At 65.9% G+C, this 20,781-nt stretch carries 28 protein-coding genes; 26 read left to right on the forward strand and 2 right to left on the reverse strand.

Features of this window, described 5'->3' with window-relative positions; genetic code table 11:
* On the forward strand, positions 1-531 hold the full coding sequence (locus tag ACF3ND_RS16685) for a chromate transporter (protein ID WP_394062462.1): 531 nt from the start codon (positions 1-3) through the stop codon (positions 529-531).
* 35 nt (positions 532-566) lie between these two features.
* Here ACF3ND_RS16685 and ACF3ND_RS16690 read toward each other — a convergent pair whose 3' ends face one another.
* Positions 567-1,346: an IclR family transcriptional regulator gene (locus ACF3ND_RS16690; protein WP_394062464.1), complete on the reverse strand. Its 780-nt coding sequence runs from the start codon at positions 1,344-1,346 to the stop codon at positions 567-569.
* 140 nt (positions 1,347-1,486) lie between these two features.
* Between ACF3ND_RS16690 and prpB the strand changes: the two genes are divergently transcribed.
* The 25 genes from prpB to tatC all read left to right on the forward strand — a co-directional run bounded on the left by prpB (position 1,487) and on the right by tatC (position 19,506).
* Positions 1,487-2,380, forward strand: coding sequence for a methylisocitrate lyase (prpB, locus tag ACF3ND_RS16695; RefSeq protein WP_394062466.1), 894 nt, complete (start codon positions 1,487-1,489; stop codon positions 2,378-2,380).
* 33 nt (positions 2,381-2,413) lie between these two features.
* Complete coding sequence (locus ACF3ND_RS16700) at positions 2,414-3,373, forward strand: Bug family tripartite tricarboxylate transporter substrate binding protein (RefSeq protein WP_394062468.1); 960 nt, start codon at positions 2,414-2,416, stop codon at positions 3,371-3,373.
* Between the two features lie 15 nt (positions 3,374-3,388).
* The gene (locus tag ACF3ND_RS16705) at positions 3,389-3,781 is read left to right on the forward strand and encodes a 5-carboxymethyl-2-hydroxymuconate isomerase (RefSeq protein ID WP_394062470.1); all 393 of its coding nucleotides are present in this window, start codon (positions 3,389-3,391) and stop codon (positions 3,779-3,781) included.
* A gap of 1 nt (position 3,782) precedes the next feature.
* Positions 3,783-4,634, forward strand: a complete 852-nt coding sequence (locus ACF3ND_RS16710; protein ID WP_394062472.1) for a fumarylacetoacetate hydrolase family protein — start codon at positions 3,783-3,785, stop codon at positions 4,632-4,634.
* A gap of 116 nt (positions 4,635-4,750) precedes the next feature.
* The gene (locus ACF3ND_RS16715) at positions 4,751-5,575 is read left to right on the forward strand and encodes an ABC transporter ATP-binding protein (protein WP_394062474.1); all 825 of its coding nucleotides are present in this window, start codon (positions 4,751-4,753) and stop codon (positions 5,573-5,575) included.
* A complete protein-coding gene (mlaE, locus tag ACF3ND_RS16720) occupies positions 5,572-6,357 on the forward strand; it encodes a lipid asymmetry maintenance ABC transporter permease subunit MlaE (protein ID WP_394062476.1) in 786 nt (261 codons plus the stop codon). Before ACF3ND_RS16715 ends, mlaE begins: the two co-directional genes overlap by 4 nt.
* Before the next feature lie 21 nt (positions 6,358-6,378).
* The gene (gene mlaD, locus ACF3ND_RS16725) at positions 6,379-6,858 is read left to right on the forward strand and encodes an outer membrane lipid asymmetry maintenance protein MlaD (protein WP_394062477.1); all 480 of its coding nucleotides are present in this window, start codon (positions 6,379-6,381) and stop codon (positions 6,856-6,858) included.
* Positions 6,859-6,895: 37 nt separating this feature from the next.
* Positions 6,896-7,678 (forward strand): VacJ family lipoprotein, encoded by a 783-nt coding sequence (locus ACF3ND_RS16730; protein WP_394062479.1) that lies wholly within the window; start codon positions 6,896-6,898, stop codon positions 7,676-7,678.
* A 42-nt stretch (positions 7,679-7,720) separates the two neighbouring features.
* A complete protein-coding gene (locus tag ACF3ND_RS16735) occupies positions 7,721-8,389 on the forward strand; it encodes a phospholipid-binding protein MlaC (RefSeq protein ID WP_394062481.1) in 669 nt (222 codons plus the stop codon).
* Positions 8,390-8,584: 195 nt separating this feature from the next.
* On the forward strand, positions 8,585-9,376 hold the full coding sequence (locus ACF3ND_RS16740) for an ABC transporter ATP-binding protein (protein WP_394062483.1): 792 nt from the start codon (positions 8,585-8,587) through the stop codon (positions 9,374-9,376).
* 95 nt (positions 9,377-9,471) lie between these two features.
* Complete coding sequence (locus tag ACF3ND_RS16745; protein WP_394065858.1) at positions 9,472-10,230, forward strand: ABC transporter permease; 759 nt, start codon at positions 9,472-9,474, stop codon at positions 10,228-10,230.
* A 4-nt stretch (positions 10,231-10,234) separates the two neighbouring features.
* Entirely contained in the window at positions 10,235-10,483 is a 249-nt protein-coding gene (locus ACF3ND_RS16750) for a BolA family protein (protein ID WP_394062485.1), read from the forward strand.
* Positions 10,476-11,738, forward strand: coding sequence for a UDP-N-acetylglucosamine 1-carboxyvinyltransferase (murA, locus tag ACF3ND_RS16755; protein ID WP_394062487.1), 1,263 nt, complete (start codon positions 10,476-10,478; stop codon positions 11,736-11,738). The genes ACF3ND_RS16750 and murA overlap by 8 nt, the downstream gene beginning before the upstream one ends.
* Positions 11,735-12,418, forward strand: coding sequence for an ATP phosphoribosyltransferase (hisG, locus tag ACF3ND_RS16760; protein ID WP_394062489.1), 684 nt, complete (start codon positions 11,735-11,737; stop codon positions 12,416-12,418). Before murA ends, hisG begins: the two co-directional genes overlap by 4 nt.
* A gap of 130 nt (positions 12,419-12,548) precedes the next feature.
* Positions 12,549-13,853 carry a histidinol dehydrogenase gene (gene hisD / locus ACF3ND_RS16765; protein WP_394062491.1) on the forward strand — a complete coding sequence of 435 codons (1,305 nt, stop codon included), beginning with the start codon at positions 12,549-12,551 and terminating at the stop codon, positions 13,851-13,853.
* A 24-nt stretch (positions 13,854-13,877) separates the two neighbouring features.
* A complete protein-coding gene (gene hisB / locus ACF3ND_RS16770) occupies positions 13,878-14,465 on the forward strand; it encodes an imidazoleglycerol-phosphate dehydratase HisB (protein ID WP_394062493.1) in 588 nt (195 codons plus the stop codon).
* 21 nt (positions 14,466-14,486) lie between these two features.
* Entirely contained in the window at positions 14,487-15,182 is a 696-nt protein-coding gene (locus ACF3ND_RS16775) for an imidazole glycerol phosphate synthase subunit HisH (RefSeq protein ID WP_394062495.1), read from the forward strand.
* A gap of 78 nt (positions 15,183-15,260) precedes the next feature.
* On the forward strand, positions 15,261-16,001 hold the full coding sequence (gene hisA, locus ACF3ND_RS16780) for a 1-(5-phosphoribosyl)-5-[(5-phosphoribosylamino)methylideneamino]imidazole-4-carboxamide isomerase (protein ID WP_394062497.1): 741 nt from the start codon (positions 15,261-15,263) through the stop codon (positions 15,999-16,001).
* Positions 15,998-16,789, forward strand: a complete 792-nt coding sequence (gene hisF / locus ACF3ND_RS16785) for an imidazole glycerol phosphate synthase subunit HisF (protein WP_394062499.1) — start codon at positions 15,998-16,000, stop codon at positions 16,787-16,789. Before hisA ends, hisF begins: the two co-directional genes overlap by 4 nt.
* A complete protein-coding gene (gene hisI / locus ACF3ND_RS16790; protein ID WP_394062501.1) occupies positions 16,789-17,193 on the forward strand; it encodes a phosphoribosyl-AMP cyclohydrolase in 405 nt (134 codons plus the stop codon). The genes hisF and hisI overlap by 1 nt, the downstream gene beginning before the upstream one ends.
* Positions 17,190-17,543: a phosphoribosyl-ATP diphosphatase gene (locus tag ACF3ND_RS16795; protein WP_394062503.1), complete on the forward strand. Its 354-nt coding sequence runs from the start codon at positions 17,190-17,192 to the stop codon at positions 17,541-17,543. The genes hisI and ACF3ND_RS16795 overlap by 4 nt, the downstream gene beginning before the upstream one ends.
* An 87-nt stretch (positions 17,544-17,630) precedes the next feature.
* On the forward strand, positions 17,631-17,999 hold the full coding sequence (locus tag ACF3ND_RS16800; RefSeq protein WP_394062505.1) for a histidine triad nucleotide-binding protein: 369 nt from the start codon (positions 17,631-17,633) through the stop codon (positions 17,997-17,999).
* A 12-nt stretch (positions 18,000-18,011) separates the two neighbouring features.
* Positions 18,012-18,245 (forward strand): Sec-independent protein translocase subunit TatA, encoded by a 234-nt coding sequence (tatA, locus tag ACF3ND_RS16805; protein ID WP_394062507.1) that lies wholly within the window; start codon positions 18,012-18,014, stop codon positions 18,243-18,245.
* Positions 18,246-18,265: 20 nt separating this feature from the next.
* Positions 18,266-18,742, forward strand: a complete 477-nt coding sequence (tatB, locus tag ACF3ND_RS16810; protein ID WP_394062509.1) for a Sec-independent protein translocase protein TatB — start codon at positions 18,266-18,268, stop codon at positions 18,740-18,742.
* Positions 18,739-19,506: a twin-arginine translocase subunit TatC gene (tatC, locus tag ACF3ND_RS16815; protein WP_394062511.1), complete on the forward strand. Its 768-nt coding sequence runs from the start codon at positions 18,739-18,741 to the stop codon at positions 19,504-19,506. The genes tatB and tatC overlap by 4 nt, the downstream gene beginning before the upstream one ends.
* A gap of 89 nt (positions 19,507-19,595) precedes the next feature.
* On the opposite strand, the gene ACF3ND_RS16820 is transcribed toward tatC, so the two are convergent.
* Positions 19,596-20,765 (reverse strand): S1C family serine protease, encoded by a 1,170-nt coding sequence (locus tag ACF3ND_RS16820; RefSeq protein ID WP_394065859.1) that lies wholly within the window; start codon positions 20,763-20,765, stop codon positions 19,596-19,598.
* Between the last annotated feature and the right edge of the window lie 16 nt (positions 20,766-20,781).

The raw sequence follows: 20,781 nt of genomic DNA on the forward strand, positions 1-20,781 counted from the left end.
ATGCTAACCGTCCTGCTGCAGCTGATGCGCGTCTTTGCCCCGCTGTCCTTCCTGACGGTGGGCGGCGGACAAAGCATCATTCCCGAAATCCACCGCCAATCGGTGGAGATCCACGGCTGGATCAGCAACCAGGAGTTCCTGGACCTGTTCGCGCTCTCGCGCCTGACCCCCGGCCCCAAATCGCTGCTGGTGACGATGGTGGGCTGGAAGACCGCCGGCTGGGCCGGCGCTCTGGCGGCGTCCGTGGCCATCTTCCTGCCCTCGGCCCTGCTGATCTACTACCTGGCCACGGTCTGGAAACGCTATGAGGGAACCCGCTTCATCCGCGCCGTGGAAACCGGCCTGCTGCCCATCGCGGCGGGCATGATCCTGGCGGCCAGCGGCACCATCCTGAAAGCCGCCGAAGGCGGCCCCTGGGCCTGGGGCGTCGCGCTGGCGGGCACCGGCCTGCTGCTGCGCACCCGCATCAACCCCCTGGCGCTGCTGGCCCTGGGCGGCCTGCTGTTCGCCCTGGTGCGCCCGCTGGGCTGACCCCCTTTTTTCTGACGCGCCGCCGCGCCGGGCCGTCAAAGCAAAGACTCTTCCGGATCGGTTTGCGCCTGCAAGACGTCTTCCAGGCGGCGCGCCTCGCGCTCCAGCAGCGTCACCACCTGAGCCAGCCGGGCCTCGTCCAGGCGTGCGCGGGTGGTGGACACGCTCAGACAGGCTCCAGGCTGGCCGCGGCCGTCCCGTATGGGCACGGCAACCGAGCGCACGTCCGCCTCGGCCGCGTCGCGCACGGCGTAGCCCTGCTCGCAGGCCTGCCGCCAGCGGCGCTCGGCCTCCTGTTCGCCCTGCGGATCGCGCTGGCGCAAGAAGGCCGCGTTGCGTCGCAGTACGCCCAGCACCTCCGCTTCCGGCAGATGCATCAAGAGCGCGATGCCGCTGGCGCCCCGTCCGAGCGGCCGGCGCACGCCCACGTCCAGCGTGAAAGCCTTGAACAAATGCGCCCCCGAGCGGCGGTCCAGGCACAGCAGATCCAGCCCGCTGCGCTTGGACACGAAAGCCGTATCGCCCGTCTCCGCCGCGATGCGCGCCACCGAAGGCCGGCACAAGGTGGCGAAGTCGTAGTCGGCGCTGGCCGTCAGGCCCAGTTCCGCCACCATGGCGCCCAGGAAATAGCGGCGGCTGTAGGGCCGCTGGCGCACCACGCCCTGCGCCTGCAGTTCCGCCAGCAAACGGTGCACCGTGGGCTGGGACAGGCCCGTCAGTATGGTCAGGTCCTTCAGGCGCACCCCCGTTCCCTGGTGATGAGCGATCACACGAAGAATATCGAAGGCCCGGCCCAGACTTTGCACTGAAGACATAAAAAAACTCCACCATACGGATTACTTGTAATTACGTTAAGCAGTTCATTGACAAGGATTTATCGTTTTATTTACGCTATCCAGCAATTACTTAACGCATTAATTAATCCATATTATGGACTTTTATACGGAGTAGCACAATGACCCAGTCCCCCGCCTCGGCCGGCGCCCGTTTCCGTCAGGCCCTGAAAGAAGAGCATCCGCTGCAGATCGTCGGCACGCTCAATCCCTACACGGCCATGATGGCCAAGACGCTGGGCTTTCGCGCCATCTATCTGGCCGGCGCCGGCGTGGCCAATTATTCCTATGGCCTGCCCGACCTGGGCATCACCAACCTGAGCGACGTGCTGACGGACCTGCGCCGCATCACCGACGCCGTGGACCTGCCCGTCGTGGTGGATGTGGACACGGGCTTTGGCGGCGCCTTCACGATCGCCCGCATGATGAAAGGCCTGATCAAGGACGGCGCGGCCGCCTTGCACATGGAAGACCAGGTGCAGCTCAAGCGCTGCGGCCACCGCCCCGGCAAGGAGATCGTCAGCCAGGACGAGATGCTGGATCGCATCAAGGCCGCGGTGGACGCCCGCGCCGATCCGGACTTCTTCATCATCGCCCGCACCGACGCGCTGGCCATCGAGGGCCTGGACAAGGCGCTGGACCGCGCGCAGGCTTATCTGGACGCCGGCGCCGACATGATCTTCGCCGAAGCCTGCACCACGCTGGAGGAATACGCCGCCTTCGCCCAACGCCTGAACCGCCCCCATTCGGTGCTGGCCAACATCACCGAATTTTCCAAGACGCCCAACTTCACCACCGAGGAACTGGCGCAGGCCGGCGTATCGGCCGCCCTGTATCCGCTGTCGGCCGCCCGCGCCATGAATGCCGCCGCCTTGCGCGTCTATCAGGAGATCCGTCACAAAGGCACGCAAAAAGGCGTGCTGGACATCATGCAGCAACGCGAAGAGCTGTACAAATTCCTGGATTACCACGCCTACGAAGCGCGCATCGACGCCCTGTTCTCGCAACAGAAATAAACCTTCCCGACGAGGAAGGACGAGGAGACGACCATGACCAAGACCCCTTTGCGCCTCGTGGCGGCCTGCCTGCTGAGCGCAGCCGGCGCCGTCCACGCCGCGCCCTATCCGAACGGGCCCATCCGCTTCATCGTGCCCTTCGCTCCCGGCGGGGGCACCGATGTGGTGGCCCGCATCCTGGCCAAGGAACTGGCCAAGGAGCTGGATGCGACCGTGGTGGTGGAGAACAAGCCCGGCGCCAACGGCATCATCGGCACCAAGGCGGCGCTGCAGGCGCCGGCCGACGGCCAGACCATCGTGCTGGCCATCGAAGCCACCGTGGCCATGAGCCCCTGGCTCTACAAGAACACCGGCTACAGCTACAAGGACTTCGCGGGCATCTCGCAGGTGTCCGCCCAGCCCTACCTGCTGGTGGCCAATCCCGCCGTCAAGGCCGACTCGCTGCGCTCGCTGAGCGAACTGTCGCAGAAGGAAGCGGGCGAGCTGAACTATGCCACCGGCGCCTCGGCCGCCTTTCTGGCCGGCGAGGCCCTGAAAGCGGCCACGCACCTGGACATGCTGAACATCCCCTATAAAGGGTCGGGCGAAGCCATCAGCGACGTGGTGGGCGGCCGGGTACAGCTGATGATCTCCAGCCCCGTCTCGGTCCTGCCCCATTTGCAGCAAGGCCAGCTCAAGCCCATCGCCGTCACCAGCCGCGAACGCTACCGGCTGCTGCCGGACCTGCCCTCCGTGGCCGAGCAAGGCTACCCGGGCTTCGACGTGGTGGGCTGGTACGGGCTGGCCGCTCCGGCCGGCACGCCGCCCGAGATCATCCGCACCCTGCACGCCGCCACCCAGAAAGCCCTGGAGTCGCCCGAGCTGAAGACCCAGTTCCAGACCGCCGGGGTCGAACCCAAGGGATCGAGCAGCGAAGCCTTCGACGCCCTGATGAAGAGCGAGACGCAACGGTGGGAGCAGCCCATCAGGGACGCCGGGCTTTTCCAAAAATGACACAAGGAGTTATCCATGCCGCACGCCTGGATTGAATACAGCAGCAATATCGAGCACGACGAAGAAATCCAGACCCTGGGCCCCGCCCTGCACAAGGCCATGATGGACAGCGGCATCTTTCCGCTGGCGGGCATACGCATACGCCTGCTGCCCATCCAGAACGCCCTGATCGCGGACGGCAACCCGCGCAATGCCTTCGTGCACATCGTGCTGCGCATCGGCCACGGTCGGGACGAAGCCACGCAGAAGCGGGTGGCGGACGAAATCTTCGGGGCGCTGACCCGCCACCTGGCGGCCTTGAGCGAACGCCGGCCCACGGCCATCGCCTTCGAAGTGCAGGAAATGCACCCCACCCTGAACTACAAGGCCAACTCCATCCGCAAATTCATGAACCAGGACGGAATCTGAGATGTCGATTGTCTGCTATCGCCACCAGGGCGCGCGCGCCATCGGCGTGCTGCGCCAGGGCCTTATCCATCCTCTGGACGCGGACGCCGCCGCCATGAAGGCCCTGTTGCCCAGGCCGCAGGAGCTGGACGCCCGCATCGCCCAGGCGCTGGCCGCGCCCGGCCTGGCCCAGGACCAGGTCGAATTCCTGCCCACCCTGTTCGAGCCCGAGAAGATCTTCTGCGTGGGCGTCAATTACGCGGACCGCAACGAGGAGTACAAGGACGGCAGCGCCGCGCCCGCCTACCCCAGCCTGTTCATGCGCACCGCGTCCACCTTCGTGGGGCATGGCCAGCCCCTGCTCAAGCCCGCCATCAGCGAGCAGTTCGACTATGAAGGCGAGATCGTGCTGGTGATCGGCAAGGAGGGACGCTGCATCGCCCGCGAACAGGCCCTGGAGCACGTGGCCGGCCTGTGCATCGCCAACGAAGGCACGGTGCGCGACTGGCTGCGCCACGGCAAGTTCAACGTCACCCAGGGCAAGAACTTCGAGGCCAGCGGCAGCATAGGCCCCTGGATGACGCTGTTGCGCGACCCCGCCCAGCTCCAGGACCTGCACCTGCAGACCTGGGTGAATGAGGAACTGCGCCAGGACGACACCACCGCGAACCTGATCTTCGGCTTCGACCGTCTGATCGAATACATTTCGCAGTTCAGCCGACTGATGCCCGGCGACGTGATCCTGACCGGCACGCCCACGGGCGCCGGCGCGCGTTTCGACCCGCCCCGCTACCTGCGGGACGGCGACCGCCTGCGCATCCGCGTGAGCGGCCTGGGGACGCTGGAAAATCCGGTCGGCCCCGCGCGCCGCTGAGCCCTGCACGCGCCCGAAGCCCGCATGCCGGCAGGCGGGCCGGGCGCGATTGCGTTGAGTGTCAGACAGCGCAAGCGGTACAATGACAGGTCCATTCAACCGTCTCTGCCCGCCACATGGCCGAAAATACTGACCAAGCCGTACTAAAACTGGACTCCGCCTCGCTGGGCTACGGGTCCTTTACCGTGCTGTCGGACATCTCCATGTCGGTCTGCAAGGGTCAGGTCGTGGCCATGATGGGCGGCTCGGGTTCCGGAAAAACAACACTTCTGCGCGCCGCCACGGGTCAGATCCGCGCCCAGAAGGGCGTGGTCGCGGCCTTCGGCCAGGACATCGCGCAGCTGGACGGCGAGCAGCTGCGCCGCACTCGCAAGCGCATGGGCGTGCTTTTCCAGCAAGGCGCCCTGTTCACCGACCTGAACGTCTTCGAGAACGTCGCCTTTCCCCTGCGCGAACTGACGCGCATCTCCGAAGCGCAGATCCAGGAGCGCGTGCTGGACAAGCTGGACGCCGTGGGCCTGCGCGCCGCGGCCCACCTGGGCATCAGCGAGATTTCCGGCGGCATGGCCCGCCGCGTGGCCCTGGCGCGCGCCATCGTGCTGGAGCCCGAGCTGATCCTGTACGACGAGCCCTTCGCCGGCCTGGACCCGATTTCCATGGGCATCACCGCGCAACTCATCCGCGACCTGACGGACCGCCTGAACTGCGCCTCGGTCCTGATCACGCACGATGTCGCCGAATCCTTCGCCATCGCCGATCAGGTCTACATCGTGGGCCAGGGGCGGCTCATCGCCCAGGGCGCGCCCGCCCAGCTGCGCGATTCCGCCGACCCTTACGTGCGGCAATTCCTGCGCGGCGAACCGGACGGCCCCATCGCTTTCAATTATCCCGTCACCCCGGCTTTCGAAGCCTGGCTCAAGAACCGGACGACGCGACCATGAATCTGATCACCCGCCCCTTCGCCGCCCTGGGCGCCGCCGTGCGCAGCAGCGTCTTCGGCCTGGGCGCCTTCAGCCGCCTGCTGGTCAACCTGCTGGCGCGCTCCTCGCTGCTGTGGCGGCGTCCGCGCCTGGTTTCGCAACAAATACATTTCATTGGCAACTATTCGCTGCTGATCATTGCCGTTTCAGGACTTTTCGTCGGCTTCGTGCTGGGCCTGCAGGGGTACTACACCCTGAACCGCTATGGCTCCGAGGAAGCCCTGGGCCTGCTGGTGGCCCTGTCGCTGGTGCGCGAGCTGGGCCCGGTGGTCACCGCCCTGCTGTTCGCCGGGCGCGCGGGCACGTCCCTGACCGCCGAGATCGGCCTGATGAAGGCCGGCGAACAGATCGCCGCCATGGAAGTCATGGCCGTGGATCCCTTGCGACGCCTGCTGGTGCCGCGTTTCTGGGGCGGAGTCATCGCCATGCCCATCCTGGCCGCCGTGTTTTCCATGGTCGGCATTCTGGGCGGCTACGTGGTGGGCGTGCAACTGATCGGCATCGACGCCGGTTCGTTCTGGTCGCAGATGCAGAACGGCGTGGACGTCATCGACGACGTGCTCAACGGCTTCATCAAGAGCGTGGTGTTCGGCGTCATCGTCACCCTGATCGCGCTCTATATGGGCTGGCACGCCAAGCCCACCCCCGAAGGCGTCTCCCGCGCCACGACCCGCACGGTGGTCAGCGGCGCGCTGGCGGTGCTGGGCACGGACTTCCTGCTCACCGCCCTCATGTTCAGTTAATTATTTAGGAATTGCTCAGCTATGAATCGCGAGAAAACCGATTTCTGGGTTGGCCTGTTCGTACTGCTGGGGCTGGTCGCGCTGGCGTTCCTGGCCCTGCGCGCCGGCAATCTCAGCTCTTTTTCGCTGGCCCAGACCTACGAGGTCTCGGCCAAGTTCGACAACCTGGGGGGCCTGAAGCCGCGCGCGCCCATCAAGGCCAGCGGCGTGGTGGTGGGCCGGGTGCGCTCGATCAGCTTCGACAATGTCGACTTCAAAGCCGTGGTCACCATGGACATGGACGAACAGTATAAATTCCCGGCCGACACCTCGGCCTCCATCCTGACCTCGGGCCTGCTGGGCGAGCAGTACATCGGACTGACGGCCGGCGGCGACGACAAGAATCTGCAGAACGGCAGTACCATTGCCTATACCCAAAGCGCCGTGGTGCTGGAAGAACTCATCAGCAAGTTCCTCTACAACTCGGCCGCCAAGGAAGGCGACGCCGGCTCGGGCAAATAAACCGCAGCCCCTGCTGCCCCAACAAGAACACGAAACCATGACTACAGACACGACCCGTCGCTCCTACGCGCTGCCGCGCGCCGCCCGCCTGGGCCTGATCGGCGCCACGGCCGCCCTGGCCGCCGGCTGCGCCAGCGTGCCCAACCCCAATCCCAACGACCCCTGGGAAAGCATGAACCGCGGCATCTACACGTTCAACGAAAATGTGGACCAGGCCCTCATCAAGCCCATCGCCGAAGGCTATACGGCGCTCACGCCCCAACCGGTGCGCACCTGCGTCAGCAACATCTTCAACAACCTCGGCGATGCCTGGTCGGCGGTCAACAGCTTCCTGCAAGGCGAGCACATCGACTTCTTCAACACGCTGGGCCGCGTGCTGTTCAACTCCACCATGGGCCTGGGGGGCTGTATCGACGTGGCCACCATGAACGGCTCGCGCCGCATCCCCAACGACTTCGGCATCACCCTGGGCGTGTGGGGCATCAAGCCCGGCCCGTACGTGGTGCTGCCTTTCTTCGGCCCCAGCACGGTGCGCGACGGCCTTGCGCGCGGCACCAGCTTCATCGAAGGGTTTTCGTCCACCGGACCCATCATGGCCATCCGCGACGTGCCCGTGCGCAACAGCATCATGGGCCTGTGGGCCGTGGATGCGCGCGCCGGCCTGCTGGATGCGGAAAAACTTGTTAACGACATTGCCCTTGACCGGTACAGCTTCATACGCGACGCTTACCTGCAACGACGCAACGCCATGGTCCAGTCGCGCCGAACCGGCGGCGACACCAGTCAGGATCTGCCCGACTACTCGGATGCTGACGAATAAGACCCGGCCTGCCCGCTTCACATTGAATCTGGAGTTTTACGCATGAACCCACGTCCCGCCGCCGGCGGGACTGCTTTGCAGTCCTCGCCCTCCCGTCTCTTTCACTGGTTCCTGGCCGCCTGCGCGATCCTGGCCCTGTGCCTGCACACGGCCGCCCAGGCCCAGGTCATCGACCCCAAGGCGGCGCCCAACGACTTCGTGGCGGCCGTCGGCAGCAAGGCTCTGCAGGTCGTCAAGGACAGCGACGCCATCCGCAGCGGCAACCGCAGCGCCATCCTGTCCGCCGTGGACCAGCACATCCTGCCCTACGTGAACCTGGAGAAGACCACGCGCCTGGCCGCCGGCCGCTATTGGCGCCAGGCCACGCCCGAGCAGCGCCAGCAACTGATCGATGCCTTCAAAGGCACCCTGGTGCGTACCTACAGCGGCGCCCTGTCCCGCGTGGACGACAAGACCCAGCTGAACATCCTGCCCTTCCGCGGCGACCCCAACGCCGACGACGTGGTTGTGCGCTCTTCGCTGACCCAGTCCAGCGGCGCCCCCGTGGGCGTGGACTACCGCATGGAAAAGACGCCCGAGGGCTGGAAGATCTACGACCTGAACGTGGAAGGCATCTGGCTGATCCAGAACTACCGCAACCAGTTCTCCCAGCAGATCGAGCAGAACGGCATCAACGGCCTGATCCAGGCGCTCAACAACCAGAACAAGTAAGCCGGCCGCCCTTCACGGGGCGGCAGGGCGCGCTCTGGTCATGAGCTTATAACCAGACCAGAGTAGTACCCTATAATAAAGAACCTGACCATCGCCGCGGCAGGCCCTGCGCACCAGCGCAGGCCCGCTCTCGCCACAGGGGCGCCGCGGCGGCGACAACCACAGCACATCCGCGTCAGGCCAACCTTAATTGCCATGTCCGCCCTTAAACTCGACAACGTCAGCAAACGCTTTGCGCCCCGCCGCCGCGGCCTCAAAAGCCTGTTTTCCCCTCCCCGCACCGACGCCGGCTTCCTGGCCGTTGACCAGGTCAGCCTGACCATCGAGCACGGCGAGTTCTTCGGCCTGCTGGGCCCCAACGGCGCGGGCAAGACCACCCTGATCTCCATGCTCGCCGGCCTGACCCAGCCCACCAGCGGCAAAGTCAGCGTCTGCGGCTACGACGTGCGCACCCAGTATCAGCAGGCGCGCCGCTCCCTGGGCGTGGTGCCCCAGGAAATCGTCTACGACCCCTTCTTCACCGTGCGCGAGACCCTGCGCCTGCAATCGGGCTACTTCGGCCTGAAGCACAACGACGACTGGATCGACGAGATCCTGGCCAACCTGGCCCTGACGGACAAGGCCGACGCCAATATGCGCGCCCTGTCCGGCGGCATGAAACGCCGCGTGCTGGTCGCCCAGGCGCTGGTGCACCGCCCGCCCGTCATCATCCTGGACGAACCCACCGCCGGCGTGGACGTGGACCTGCGCCGCACCCTGTGGGAGTTCATCATCCGCCTGAACCAGCAGGGCCACACCATCCTGCTGACCACGCACTACCTGGAAGAGGCCGAAGCCCTGTGCGGACGCTTAGGCCTGCTCAAGCACGGCAACATCGTCGCCCTGGACACCACCCAGGCCATCATGGAGCGCGCCGGCGGGACCGACCTGGAAGACGCATTCGTACGCATCATGCACAACGAAGGAAAAATGGGAGTGGCCCTATGAACCAACCCGCCTCCCCCAAGCACTGGGGCGTGCCCCGGAACGCCGACGCCGCCGCGCCGCGCCCCGGCACGGTGCAGCCGCCCGCGCAGCCCGCCATGGGCTCGGGCTTTCCCACGCTGCTGCGCAAGGAACTGATGCGCTTCTGGAAGGTCGCCTTCCAGACCATCGCCGCTCCGGTGCTGACGGCGCTGATGTACCTGCTGATCTTCGCCCACGTGCTCGAAGGCCGTGTCACGGTGTACGACTCCGTACCCTACACCGCCTTCCTGATCCCCGGGCTGATGATGATGAGCATGCTGCAGAACGCCTTCGCCAATCCCTCGTCCTCGCTGATCCAGAGCCGCATTTCCGGCAACCTGGTGTTCATCCTTCTGCCGCCTCTCTCGCACCGCGAGATCTTCGCCGCCTACCTGCTGGCCTCCATTGCGCGCGGCCTGTGCGTGGGCATATGCGTGTGGGCCATATCCTTATTCTTCGTGCACCTGCCCGTGGCCAACCCGCTGTGGGTTATCCTCTTTGCCGTCATGTCCTGCGGCATCATGGGCACGCTGGGCCTGATCGCCGGCCTCTGGTCCGAGAAATTCGACCAGCTGGCCGCGTTCCAGAACTTCCTGATCATGCCGGCCACCTTCCTGTCCGGCGTGTTCTACTCGATCCACAGCCTGCCGCCCTTCTGGCAGACGGTCTCGCACTGGAACCCGCTCTTCTACACCATAGACGGGTTCCGCTACGGGTTCTTCGCCGCCTCGGACGTCTCGCCCTGGTTCAGCTTTGCCGTCGTCGCCGGCGTCTTTGCTGCGCTGTGCCTGATTTCGCTACGCCTGCTCGCATCAGGCTATAAATTACGGAATTGACCTCATGTTGCCGACCCCTGAACAAGTACGCCAATACATTGCCGACAACCTGCCCTGCGACCACCTGCACGTCGATGGCGACGGCTCGCATTTCGAGGCGCTGATCGTCAGCCCCGCCTTTGAAGGCAAGCGCCTGATCGCCCGCCACCAGCTGGTCTACAAGGCCCTGGGCGATCGCATGAAGGCCGAGATCCACGCCCTGTCCATGCGCACCCTGACTCCCGACGAATACAAGGCCAATCCGAATGGATAAATTACGCATTTCGGGCGGCCAGCGCCTGAACGGGGAAATCTCCGTCTCCGGCGCCAAGAACGCCGCCCTGCCCATTCTGTGCGCCAGCCTGCTGACGGCCGACACCGTGGTGCTGGACAATGTGCCGCGCCTGCGCGACATCGACACCACCCTCAAGCTGCTCGGACAGCTGGGCGTGGCGCAGGAGCGCAACGGCACGCTGGCCCTGACCTCCGCCGACATCACCAGCCTGGAAGCGCCTTACGAGCTGGTCAAGACCATGCGCGCCTCCATCCTGGTGCTGGGCCCGCTGCTGGCCCGCTTCGGCGAGGCGCGCGTCAGCCTGCCGGGCGGCTGCGCCATAGGCCAGCGCCCCGTGGACCAGCACATCAAGGGGCTGGCGGCCATGGGCGCGGAGATCCACGTCGAGCACGGCTTCGTCAATGCGCGCGCCAAGCGCCTGCGCGGCGCGGTGGTGCGCACCGACATGATCACCGTCACGGGCACGGAGAACCTGATGATGGCCGCGGTGCTGGCCGAGGGCCAGACGATTCTGGAGAACGCCGCCCGCGAACCGGAAATCATCGACCTGGCCGAGCTGCTCATCAAGATGGGCGCCCGCATCCAGGGCCACGGCACCGACCGCATCGTCATCGACGGCGTGGATCGCCTGCACGGCGCCGAACACCGCATCTGCCCGGACCGCATCGAGACCGGCACCTTTCTGTGCGCCGTGGGCGCGACCGGCGGCGAGCTCATCCTGCGCAACACCGACGCCCAGGCCCTGGGCGCCACGCTGGACAAGCTGCGCGAGGCCGGCCTGCGCATCGAGACGGGCGCGGACTGGATCAAGGGCTCCATGCAGGGCCGCCCCAAGGCCGTGGGCTTTCGCACCAGCGAATACCCGGGCTTTCCCACCGACATGCAGGCCCAGCTGATGGCGCTGAACACCATCGCCGACGGCACCTCCTCCGTGGTGGAAACCATTTTCGAAAACCGCTACATGCACGTCCAGGAGCTGAACCGCCTGGGCGCGCAGATCGAGATCGACGGCCACGTGGCGGTGGTCAAGGGCGTGCCCTGCCTGACCGGCGCCACCGTCATGGCCACCGACCTGCGGGCCTCCGCCAGCCTGGTCATCGCCGGACTGGCCGCCCGCGGCGAAACCACCGTCGAGCGCATCTACCACCTGGACCGCGGCTACGACCGCATGGAAGCCAAGCTCCAGGCCGTGGGCGCGCAGATCGAGCGCATCAGCAGCAAGGAAAACGCATGAGCCCCGCCAGCCTGAACCAGCCCCTGACGCTGGCCCTGTCCAAGGGCCGCATCTTCGACGAGACCCTGCCCCTGCTGGAAGAAGCCGGCATCAAGGTGCTGGAAAGCCCCGAAACCTCCCGCAAGCTGATCCTGCCCACCAACAATCCCGACCTGCGCCTGATCATCGTGCGCGCCACCGACGTGCCCACCTACGTGCAGTACGGCGCCGCGCACATCGGCATCGCCGGCAAGGACGTGCTGTACGAACACATGGAGCAGCACCCCGGCGGCCTGTACCAGCCCGTGGACCTGAACATCGCCCGCTGCCGCCTGTGCGTGGCCGTGGCCGAGGGCTTCGACTACCACTCCGCCGTCAAGCAGGGCTCGCGCCTGCGCATCGCCACCAAGTACACCCGCGCCGCGCGCGAGCACTTCGCCGGCAAGGGCGTGTACGTGGACCTGATCAAGCTGTACGGCTCCATGGAACTGGCGCCGCTGGTGGGCCTGGCCGACGCCATCGTGGACCTGGTGTCCAGCGGCGGGACCCTGCGCGCCAACAAGCTGGTCGAAGTGGAAGAAATCGCCACGATCTCCTCGCGCCTGATCGTCAACCAGGCCGCCATGAAGAACCGCAGCCCGCAGCTGCAGCCCCTGATCGACGCCTTCTCGCGCGCCTCCGTGGAGCATGGCCCGGCCTAGACCCGTCGCCCGCACGCCGCGGCGACATGGGTCTTCAAAGGCCGGTGTCCTCCTGGGCCGGCCGACCCGGCCCGCCTTAAGCAAAACGGTATACACTGCCTGTTGAACTTCTGTTTTCCTCTATAGCGTCATGTCACTGATCCATCGCCTGAATGCCGAGTCCGCCCAGTTCGACGCCGAACTGCGCTCGTTGCTGGCCTATGAAGCCTCCGAAGACGAATCCATCGAACGGGCCTGCGCCGACATCCTGCATCGCATCCAGCATGAAGGCGACGCCGCCCTGCTCGACTACACGCGCCGCTTCGACCGCCTGGACGTGGACCGGGCCGCCGCGCTTGAGGTCTCCCGCGAAGAACTGCAGGCTGCGCTGGACGGCCTGCCAGCCGATCAGCGCCAGGCCCTGGAGCAGGCAGCCGAGCGCGTGCGCCGCTACCACGAGCACCAGCGCGCCCAGACCTGGACCTATACCGAACCCGACGGCACAGTGCTGGGCCAGCAAGTCACCCCGCTGGACCGCGTGGGCCTGTACGTGCCCGGCGGCAAGGCCGCCTACCCCTCGTCCGTGCTGATGAACGCCATTCCGGCCAAGGTGGCCGGCGTGCCCGAGCTGATTATGGTCACGCCCACGCCCGACGGCGTGCGCAACCCCATCGTGCTGGCCGCCGCCGCCCTGGGCGGGGTGGACCGCGTCTTCACCATCGGCGGCGCCCAGGCCGTGGGCGCGCTGGCCTATGGCACGGACACCATTCCCGCCGTGGACAAGATCGTCGGGCCCGGCAACGCCTATGTGGCTTCGGCCAAGCGCCGGGTCTTCGGCGTGGTGGGCATCGACATGATCGCCGGCCCCAGCGAGATCCTGATCATCAGCGACGGCAGCGCGCCGCCCGACTGGATCGCCATGGACCTGTTTTCCCAGGCCGAGCACGACGAACTGGCCCAGGCCATCCTGCTCTGTCCGGACGCCGCCTACCTGGACCAGGTCGAGGCCGCCATCGAGCGCCTGCTGGCCACCATGCCGCGCGCCGACATCATCCGCCGCAGCCTGTCCGGCCGGGGCGCCCTGATCAAGGTGCGCGACCTGGACGAGGCCTGCCGCATCAGCAACCACATCGCGCCCGAACACCTGGAGGTGTCCACGCGCAATGCCCGGGACCTGCTGGGCAAGATCCGCCATGCCGGCGCCATCTTCCTGGGCCCCTACAGCTCCGAATCGCTGGGCGATTACTGTGCGGGCCCGAACCATGTCCTGCCGACAGCGCGCACCGCGCGCTTCTCGTCGCCGCTGGGCGTCTACGATTTCCAGAAACGCAGCAGCATCATCCAGGTTTCGGAATCGGGCGCGCAGACGCTGGGACCCATAGCCGCCACGCTGGCCGAGGGCGAGGGCCTGTACGCCCACGCCGCCAGCGCGCAATTCCGACTGACCCAATCCTGAAACCGGCCTAGCCGCCGGCCTGACATGCGTACCGCCGAAATCACCCGCAACACCAACGAAACCCGCATCCGCGTCGCCATCAACCTGGACGGCACGGGCCGCCACAACCTGAACAGCGGCGTGCCCTTCCTGGACCACATGCTGGACCAGATCGCCCGCCACGGCCTGATCGACCTGGACGTGCACTGCGAAGGCGACACCCACATCGACGACCACCACACGGTCGAGGACATCGGCATCGCCCTGGGCCAGGCCTTCGCCAAGGCCGTGGGCAACAAGGCGGGCCTGCGCCGCTACGGCCATTCATACGTCCCCCTGGACGAGGCCCTGTCGCGCGTGGTGGTGGACTTTTCCGGCCGCCCCGGCCTGTTCTATTTTCTGCCCTTCACCCGCGCACGGATCGGCCAGTTCGATGTAGACTTGACGCGCGAGTTTTTCCAGGGCTTCGTCAATCACGCGCTGGTCACCTTGCACATCGATAACCTACGCGGCGAAAACGCACATCATCAGTGCGAAACCGTGTTCAAAGCCTTTGGCCGAGCACTGCGGATGGCGCTGGAGCTCGATCCGCGCAGCGAAGGCGTGGTGCCTTCGACCAAAGGGGTTCTGTAAACCTTCCTTCGGCCACACATCGTGACAACCATCGCCATTGTCGACTACGGCACGGGCAACATTTTCTCTGTTGCCCGCGCACTGAGCGCCGCCGCGCCCGCTGACCGCGTCATCCTCGCCCAAACCCCCCAGGCCATCCTGGACGCCGACCGGGTGGTGCTGCCCGGCCAGGGCGCCATGCCCGACTGCATGCGCCACCTGGACGAATCGGGCCTGCGCAAGGCGCTGCTGGCCGCGGCCCGCAGCAAGCCCCTGCTGGGGATCTGTGTGGGCGAACAAATGCTGTTCGACCTGAGCGAGGAAGGCAATGTGCCCTGCCTGGGCCTGATGCCCGGACGCGTGCGCCGCTTCGAAGGCCCCGGCTACAAGACCGCCAGCGGCGCCCGGCAGCCCGACGCCCGGCAGCCCGACGCCCGGCAGCCCGGCGCCCGGGAACCCGGCGTCCTGAAAGTGCCACATATAGGCTGGAATCGCGTGCACCAGAACCGGGATCACGCCCTGTGGGCCGGCATCCCCGACGGCGCCTATTTCTATTTCGTGCACAGTTATTTTGCGGATCCGTCTGATCCAGGCCAAATCTGCGGCACGAGCCAGTACGGCCAGCGCTTTACCTGCGCGGTGGCAACCGCTAATATTTTCGCGGTGCAGTGCCATCCAGAGAAAAGCGCGGACAACGGCCTGCAACTGTTCCGGAATTTCGCCCGCTGGAAACCCTGATTCCAATTACCGTTCCGCGGCTTCTTTCCTTTCCATCCATCAGACTCAGTATTCCTTACGTTTTTACGGCTAAAGACCATGCTTTTGATCCCCGCCATCGACCTCAAAGACGGGCGTTGCGTGCGCCTTCGCCAGGGCGACCTGGACGATGCTACTGTTTTCTCCGATGATCCGGCCGAAATAGCGACACAATGGCTGGAAGCAGGTGCTCGCCGTCTGCATCTGGTGGACCTGAACGGCGCCTTCGCCGGCAAGCCCAAAAACGTGGAAGCCATCAAATCCATCCTCAAGGCCGTCGATGGCGAAATCCCCGTGCAGATCGGCGGCGGCATCCGCGACCTGGACACGATAGAGCGCTACCTGGATGTCGGCATGAGCTATGTCATCATCGGCACCGCCGCGGTCAAGAGCCCGGGCTTCCTGCAGGACGCCTGCAGCGCCTTCCCCGGCAGCATCATCGTGGGCCTGGACGCGCGCGACGGCAAGATCGCCACGGACGGCTGGAGCAAGCTGACCCGCCACGACGTGCTGGACCTGGCCAAGAAGTTCGAGGACTACGGCTGCGAGTCCATCATCTACACCGACATCGGCCGCGACGGCATGCTCTCGGGCGTGAACATCGAAGCCACCGTACGCCTGTCCCAGCACGTGAAGATCCCCGTCATCGCCTCGGGCGGCGTCACCAACCTGAAGGACATCGAGGCCCTGTGCGCCGTCGAATCCGAAGGCGTGGAAGGCGTGATCCTGGGCCGCAGCATCTACGAAGGCACGCTGGACTTCGCCCAGGCCCAGGAATTCGCCGACGAGTACCAGGCATGAGCCAGGACGTCGCCAGCGAACTCTCCTGCCGCATCATCCCCTGCCTGGACGTGACCGCCGGACGCGTGGTCAAGGGCGTGAACTTCGTGGACCTGGTCGATGCCGGCGATCCCGTCGAGATCGCCCGCCAGTACAACGAACAAGGCGCGGACGAACTCACCTTCCTGGACATCACCGCCACCTCGGACAACCGCGACCTGATCCTGCCCATCATCGAGCAAGTCGCCAGCCAGGTGTTCATTCCGCTGACGGTGGGCGGCGGCGTGCGCGAAGTGGCGGACGTGCAGCGCCTGCTCAATGCGGGCGCCGACAAGGTCTCCATCAACAGCGCCGCCATCACCAATCCGGACCTGGTGCGCGCCGCCAGCGACCACCACGGCAACCAGTGCATCGTGGTGGCCATCGACGCGCGCCGCGTCAGCGCCGCGGGCGAGCCGCCCCGCTGGGAAGTGTTCACCCACGGCGGCCGCCGGGCCACCGGGCTGGACGTGGTGGAATGGGCGGTGCGCATGGCCGACTACGGCGCGGGCGAGCTGCTGCTGACCAGCATGGACCGCGACGGCACCAAGTCGGGCTTCGACCTCGAACTGACCCGCGCCGTCTCCAGCGCCGTCTCCGTGCCCGTGATCGCCTCCGGCGGCGTGGGCGGGCTGCAGGACCTGGCCGATGGCGTGCTGCAGGGCGGCGCCAGCGCCGTGCTGGCCGCCAGCATTTTCCATTACGGACAACATACGATCGCCGAGGCCAAGGACTTCATGGCCGCCCAAGGCATACAGGTACGCCGCTGATGTCTACCCTACCCGCCTGGCTGGCCGAGGTCCGGTTCGACGAGCAGGGACTGATCCCCGCCATCGCCCAGGACCAGGCCAGCGGAAAAATCTTGATGGTCGCCTGGATGAACCAGGAGTCGCTGCTGGAGACGGCTCGCACGCGGTGCGCCGTGTACTGGTCGCGCTCGCGCCAGCGCCTCTGGCGCAAGGGCGAGGAATCCGGCCACGTCCAGCACGTCTCGGACATCCGCCTGGACTGCGACGGCGATGTCATCCTCCTGAGCGTCGAGCAGGTCGGCCACATCGCCTGCCATACCGGCCGGGAAAGCTGCTTCTTTCGCCAGCTGCAGGGGCGGGACGAGCAGGCGCAATGGGCCATCACCGATCCCGTGCTGAAGGACCCGGAGCACATCTACCGATGAGCCAAGAACTGAATCCCGACACCATCCTGGAACACCTGGGCCGCACCCTGAAGTCGCGCCTGCCCGCACAGGGCGGCGACCCGGCATCGTCCTACGCCGCCAAGCTGTTCGCCAAGGGGCCGGACGCCTTTCTGAAGAAGATAGGCGAAGAAGCCACGGAACTGGTCATGGCCGCCAAGGACGAACAGCGCGAGCGCATCGTCAGCGAGACCGCCGACCTGTGGTTCCACAGCCTGGTGGCCCTGACCTACTACGGCCTGGAGCCGCGCGACGTGCTGGCCGAGCTGGTGCGCCGCGAGGGCACCTCCGGACTGGCGGAAAAAGCCTCCCGGCCGCGCGACGGACTGTAATCCTGTCACGCAGACGCGATACACTGTCCGGATACATGGACTTATTCAAGGCGCCCGCCGGGCGGGCGTCCCGCTACCGAGGTTCCTATGAGCGAGAACTGTCTCTTCTGTAAAATCGCCGCCGGCGACATTCCCTCCAAGAAAGTCTACGAGGACGAGGACTTCCTGGTCATCCACGACATCAATCCGGCCGCTCCGGTACATCTACTGGTAATCCCCAAGCAGCACGTGCAGTCCCTGCAGGCAATTTCTCCCGAAGACAGCGTGTGGTTGGGTAAAATGTTGGCAATGGCCCCGACGCTGGCTGCCCAGGCAGGCTGCCGTCCCGGACCCGAAGGCGGCTTTCGCGTCGTGATCAACAACGGCCTCGACGGCGGGCAGGAAATCAATCACTTACACATGCACATCCTGGGCGGTCCGCGCCCATGGGCACATCGCGCAGCCGTGGCTGCATAACGGAGATACATTATGGGTAGCTTTAGCATTTGGCACTGGCTGGTCGTCCTGGTCATCGTCGCCCTCATTTTCGGCACCAAGAAGCTGCGCAACATCGGCTCGGACCTGGGCGGCGCCGTCAAGGGCTTCAAGGAAGGCATGAAAGACGCGGCCGACGACGGCAAGACCCCCGAATCGGTCAGCCAGCGCGCCGCCGATCCTCAGACCATAGACGTGCAGGCCAAGGAAAAATCCGATCGCGCCTGATCGCTTTTGTGTGAGCTTCAATGTTTGATGTCAGCTTTACCGAGTTAATCGTCATCGGCGTGGTCGCCCTGATCGTCATCGGTCCCGAGCGCCTGCCCAAGGTGGCTCGCACGGCAGGGCACCTGCTCGGCCGCGCGCAGCGCTATGTCAACGAGGTCAAGTCCGACATCCAGCGCGAAATCAACCTGGACGAAGTCAACAAGCTCAAGGACCAGATGGAAGAGGCGGCCCGTTCCGTGCGCTCTTCCGTCGAAGACACGGGCAAGAGCCTGAGCCAGCCGCTGGAGCAGGCGCGCGACGCCCTCCAGCAGGCCTCGGACTCGGCGCGCAGCGCCCTGTCCGCCCAGGCCGACGAGCCCGCCCGGAAAGCGGACGCGCCGCCCGCCGCTCCCGAGCCCGCCGCCGGCCACGCGCCGCAGGACGCGGCCAGGCCCGCGCCCGCACAGTCCGCTCCAGGGGACGCTCCCGCCTCCAACCCCAAAGGACCGACGGCATGAGCACCGAAGCGCCTCAGGAAGACTCCTTCATCTCCCACCTGATCGAGCTGCGCACCCGCCTGCTGCGGGCCGTGCTGACCGTGGTGGGCATTTTCGTGGTGCTGTTCATGTACCCCGGCGCCTCGGCCATCTACGACGTGCTGGCCCAGCCCATGATGGCCTCGCTGCCCGAAGGCACGCGCATGATCGCCACCGGCGTCATCACGCCCTTCATGGTGCCCGTCAAGGTCACCCTGATGGCCGCCTTCGTGCTGGCCCTGCCCGTGGTGCTCTACCAGGCCTGGGCCTTCATCGCGCCCGGCCTGTACAGCCACGAAAAAAAGCTGGCCCTGCCGCTGATCTTCACCAGCACCCTGCTGTTCATCGCAGGCATGGCCTTCTGCTATTTCGTGGTGTTCCGCACGGTGTTCCACTTCATCGCCACCTTCGCGCCGCAGTCCATCACGCCGGCGCCGGACATCGAAGCCTACCTGGGCTTTGTCATGACCATGTTCATGGCCTTCGGCATCACCTTCGAAGTGCCCATCGCCGTGATCCTGCTGGTCAAGACCGGCGTGGTCACGGTGGCCAAGCTGCGCGAGATCCGCGGCTACGTCATCGTGGGCGCCTTCGTGATTGCCGCCATCGTCACGCCCCCGGACGTGGTCAGCCAGATCCTGCTGGCCGCGCCGCTGTGCCTGCTGTACGAAATGGGCATCCTGGCGGCCAGCATGATCAAGAAACGCGAGGTCCCGGAAAGCAAAAGACGCGAGCTGGATCTCTAGAACGCATCCCGGTCCACGGTAAAAAGCCCCTTGTCGCCATGACAAGGGGCTCTTTTTTTGCCACGTGAAAACAAAGCGGCAGCGGGCCTTCAGCGGTTCCGGGCCGCCGGCCGCGCGCCCACCTTGACCTTCAGCTCCAGCGTCCTGCCCTCGCGCAGCAGGGACAGGGCGACCTCCTGGCCGGGCTTGATGGGCGCGATCTGGTTCAGCAGGCCGATGGAGTCCGTGACCTTCTGGCCATTGAAGCGCAGCACGATATCCCCCACCCGCATGCCCGCCTGGGCGCCCGGGCCCTGGTGCTGCAGGCTGGCGATGATGACGCCTTCGTCGCTGTCCAGATGGAAGACCTTGGCCAGATCCGGCGTGATGTCCTGCGGCTCCAGGCCCAGCCAGCCGCGCGTCACCACGCCATTGCGGATGATCTCCTCCATGATGGCCAGGGCCGTCGTGGCGGGGATGGCAAAGCCTATGCCCAGGGATCCGCCCGTCTCGGAATAGATGGCGGTGTTGATGCCCACCAGCCGGCCGCGCGCATTCACCAGCGCGCCGCCCGAATTGCCGGGATTGATGGCCGCGTCGGTCTGGATGAAGTTCTCGTAGATATTGATGCCCAGGCGGTTGCGTCCCAGCCCCGACACGATGCCCATGGTCGTGGTCTGGCCCACGCCGAACGGATTGCCGATGGCCAGCACCACATCCCCCACGCGCAGATCCGAGCTGTCCTCGGCCGCAATCGCGGTCAGGCCGGGCAGATCGATCTTCAGCACGGCCAGATCACTTTCCGGGTCCGCGCCTATCAGCCGCGCCCGTGCCTGGCGCCCGTCGGCCAGGGCGACCTCGATGGCGTCGGCCGCCTCGATCACATGGTAATTGGTGAGGATGAAACCTTCCTCATGTACGATCACTCCCGAACCCAGGTTGGTATTGGGTCGGCGCTCGATCAGGTCGGGCAGTTCGCGGAACAGGCGGTTCAGCTCCGGGTCCTGGAACGGCGACGGATTGCCGTCCAGATGCTTGCTGGTGTACACATTGACCACGGTGGGCGCGGCGCTGGCGACGGCGGACGCGTATGACAAGGGCGCAGGGCTGGCCTGCACGGCGTTCGGCGCGACCGGCAAAGCCGGCGCCGGGACAGGTGCGGCGGGCCGGACCGGCGTCGCAGGCGCGCCCAGCCATTGCGGCCTGAGTGTCGCCACGATAAAGAAGCCCGCCAGACAGACCGTCACCGCTTGAGCAAATACCAGCCACAATCGACGCATAGCACTCATTCAGATA

The sequence above is a fragment of the Alcaligenes sp. WGS1538 genome, from assembly GCF_043187505.1.
GTDB lineage: Bacteria > Pseudomonadota > Gammaproteobacteria > Burkholderiales > Burkholderiaceae_B > Alcaligenes.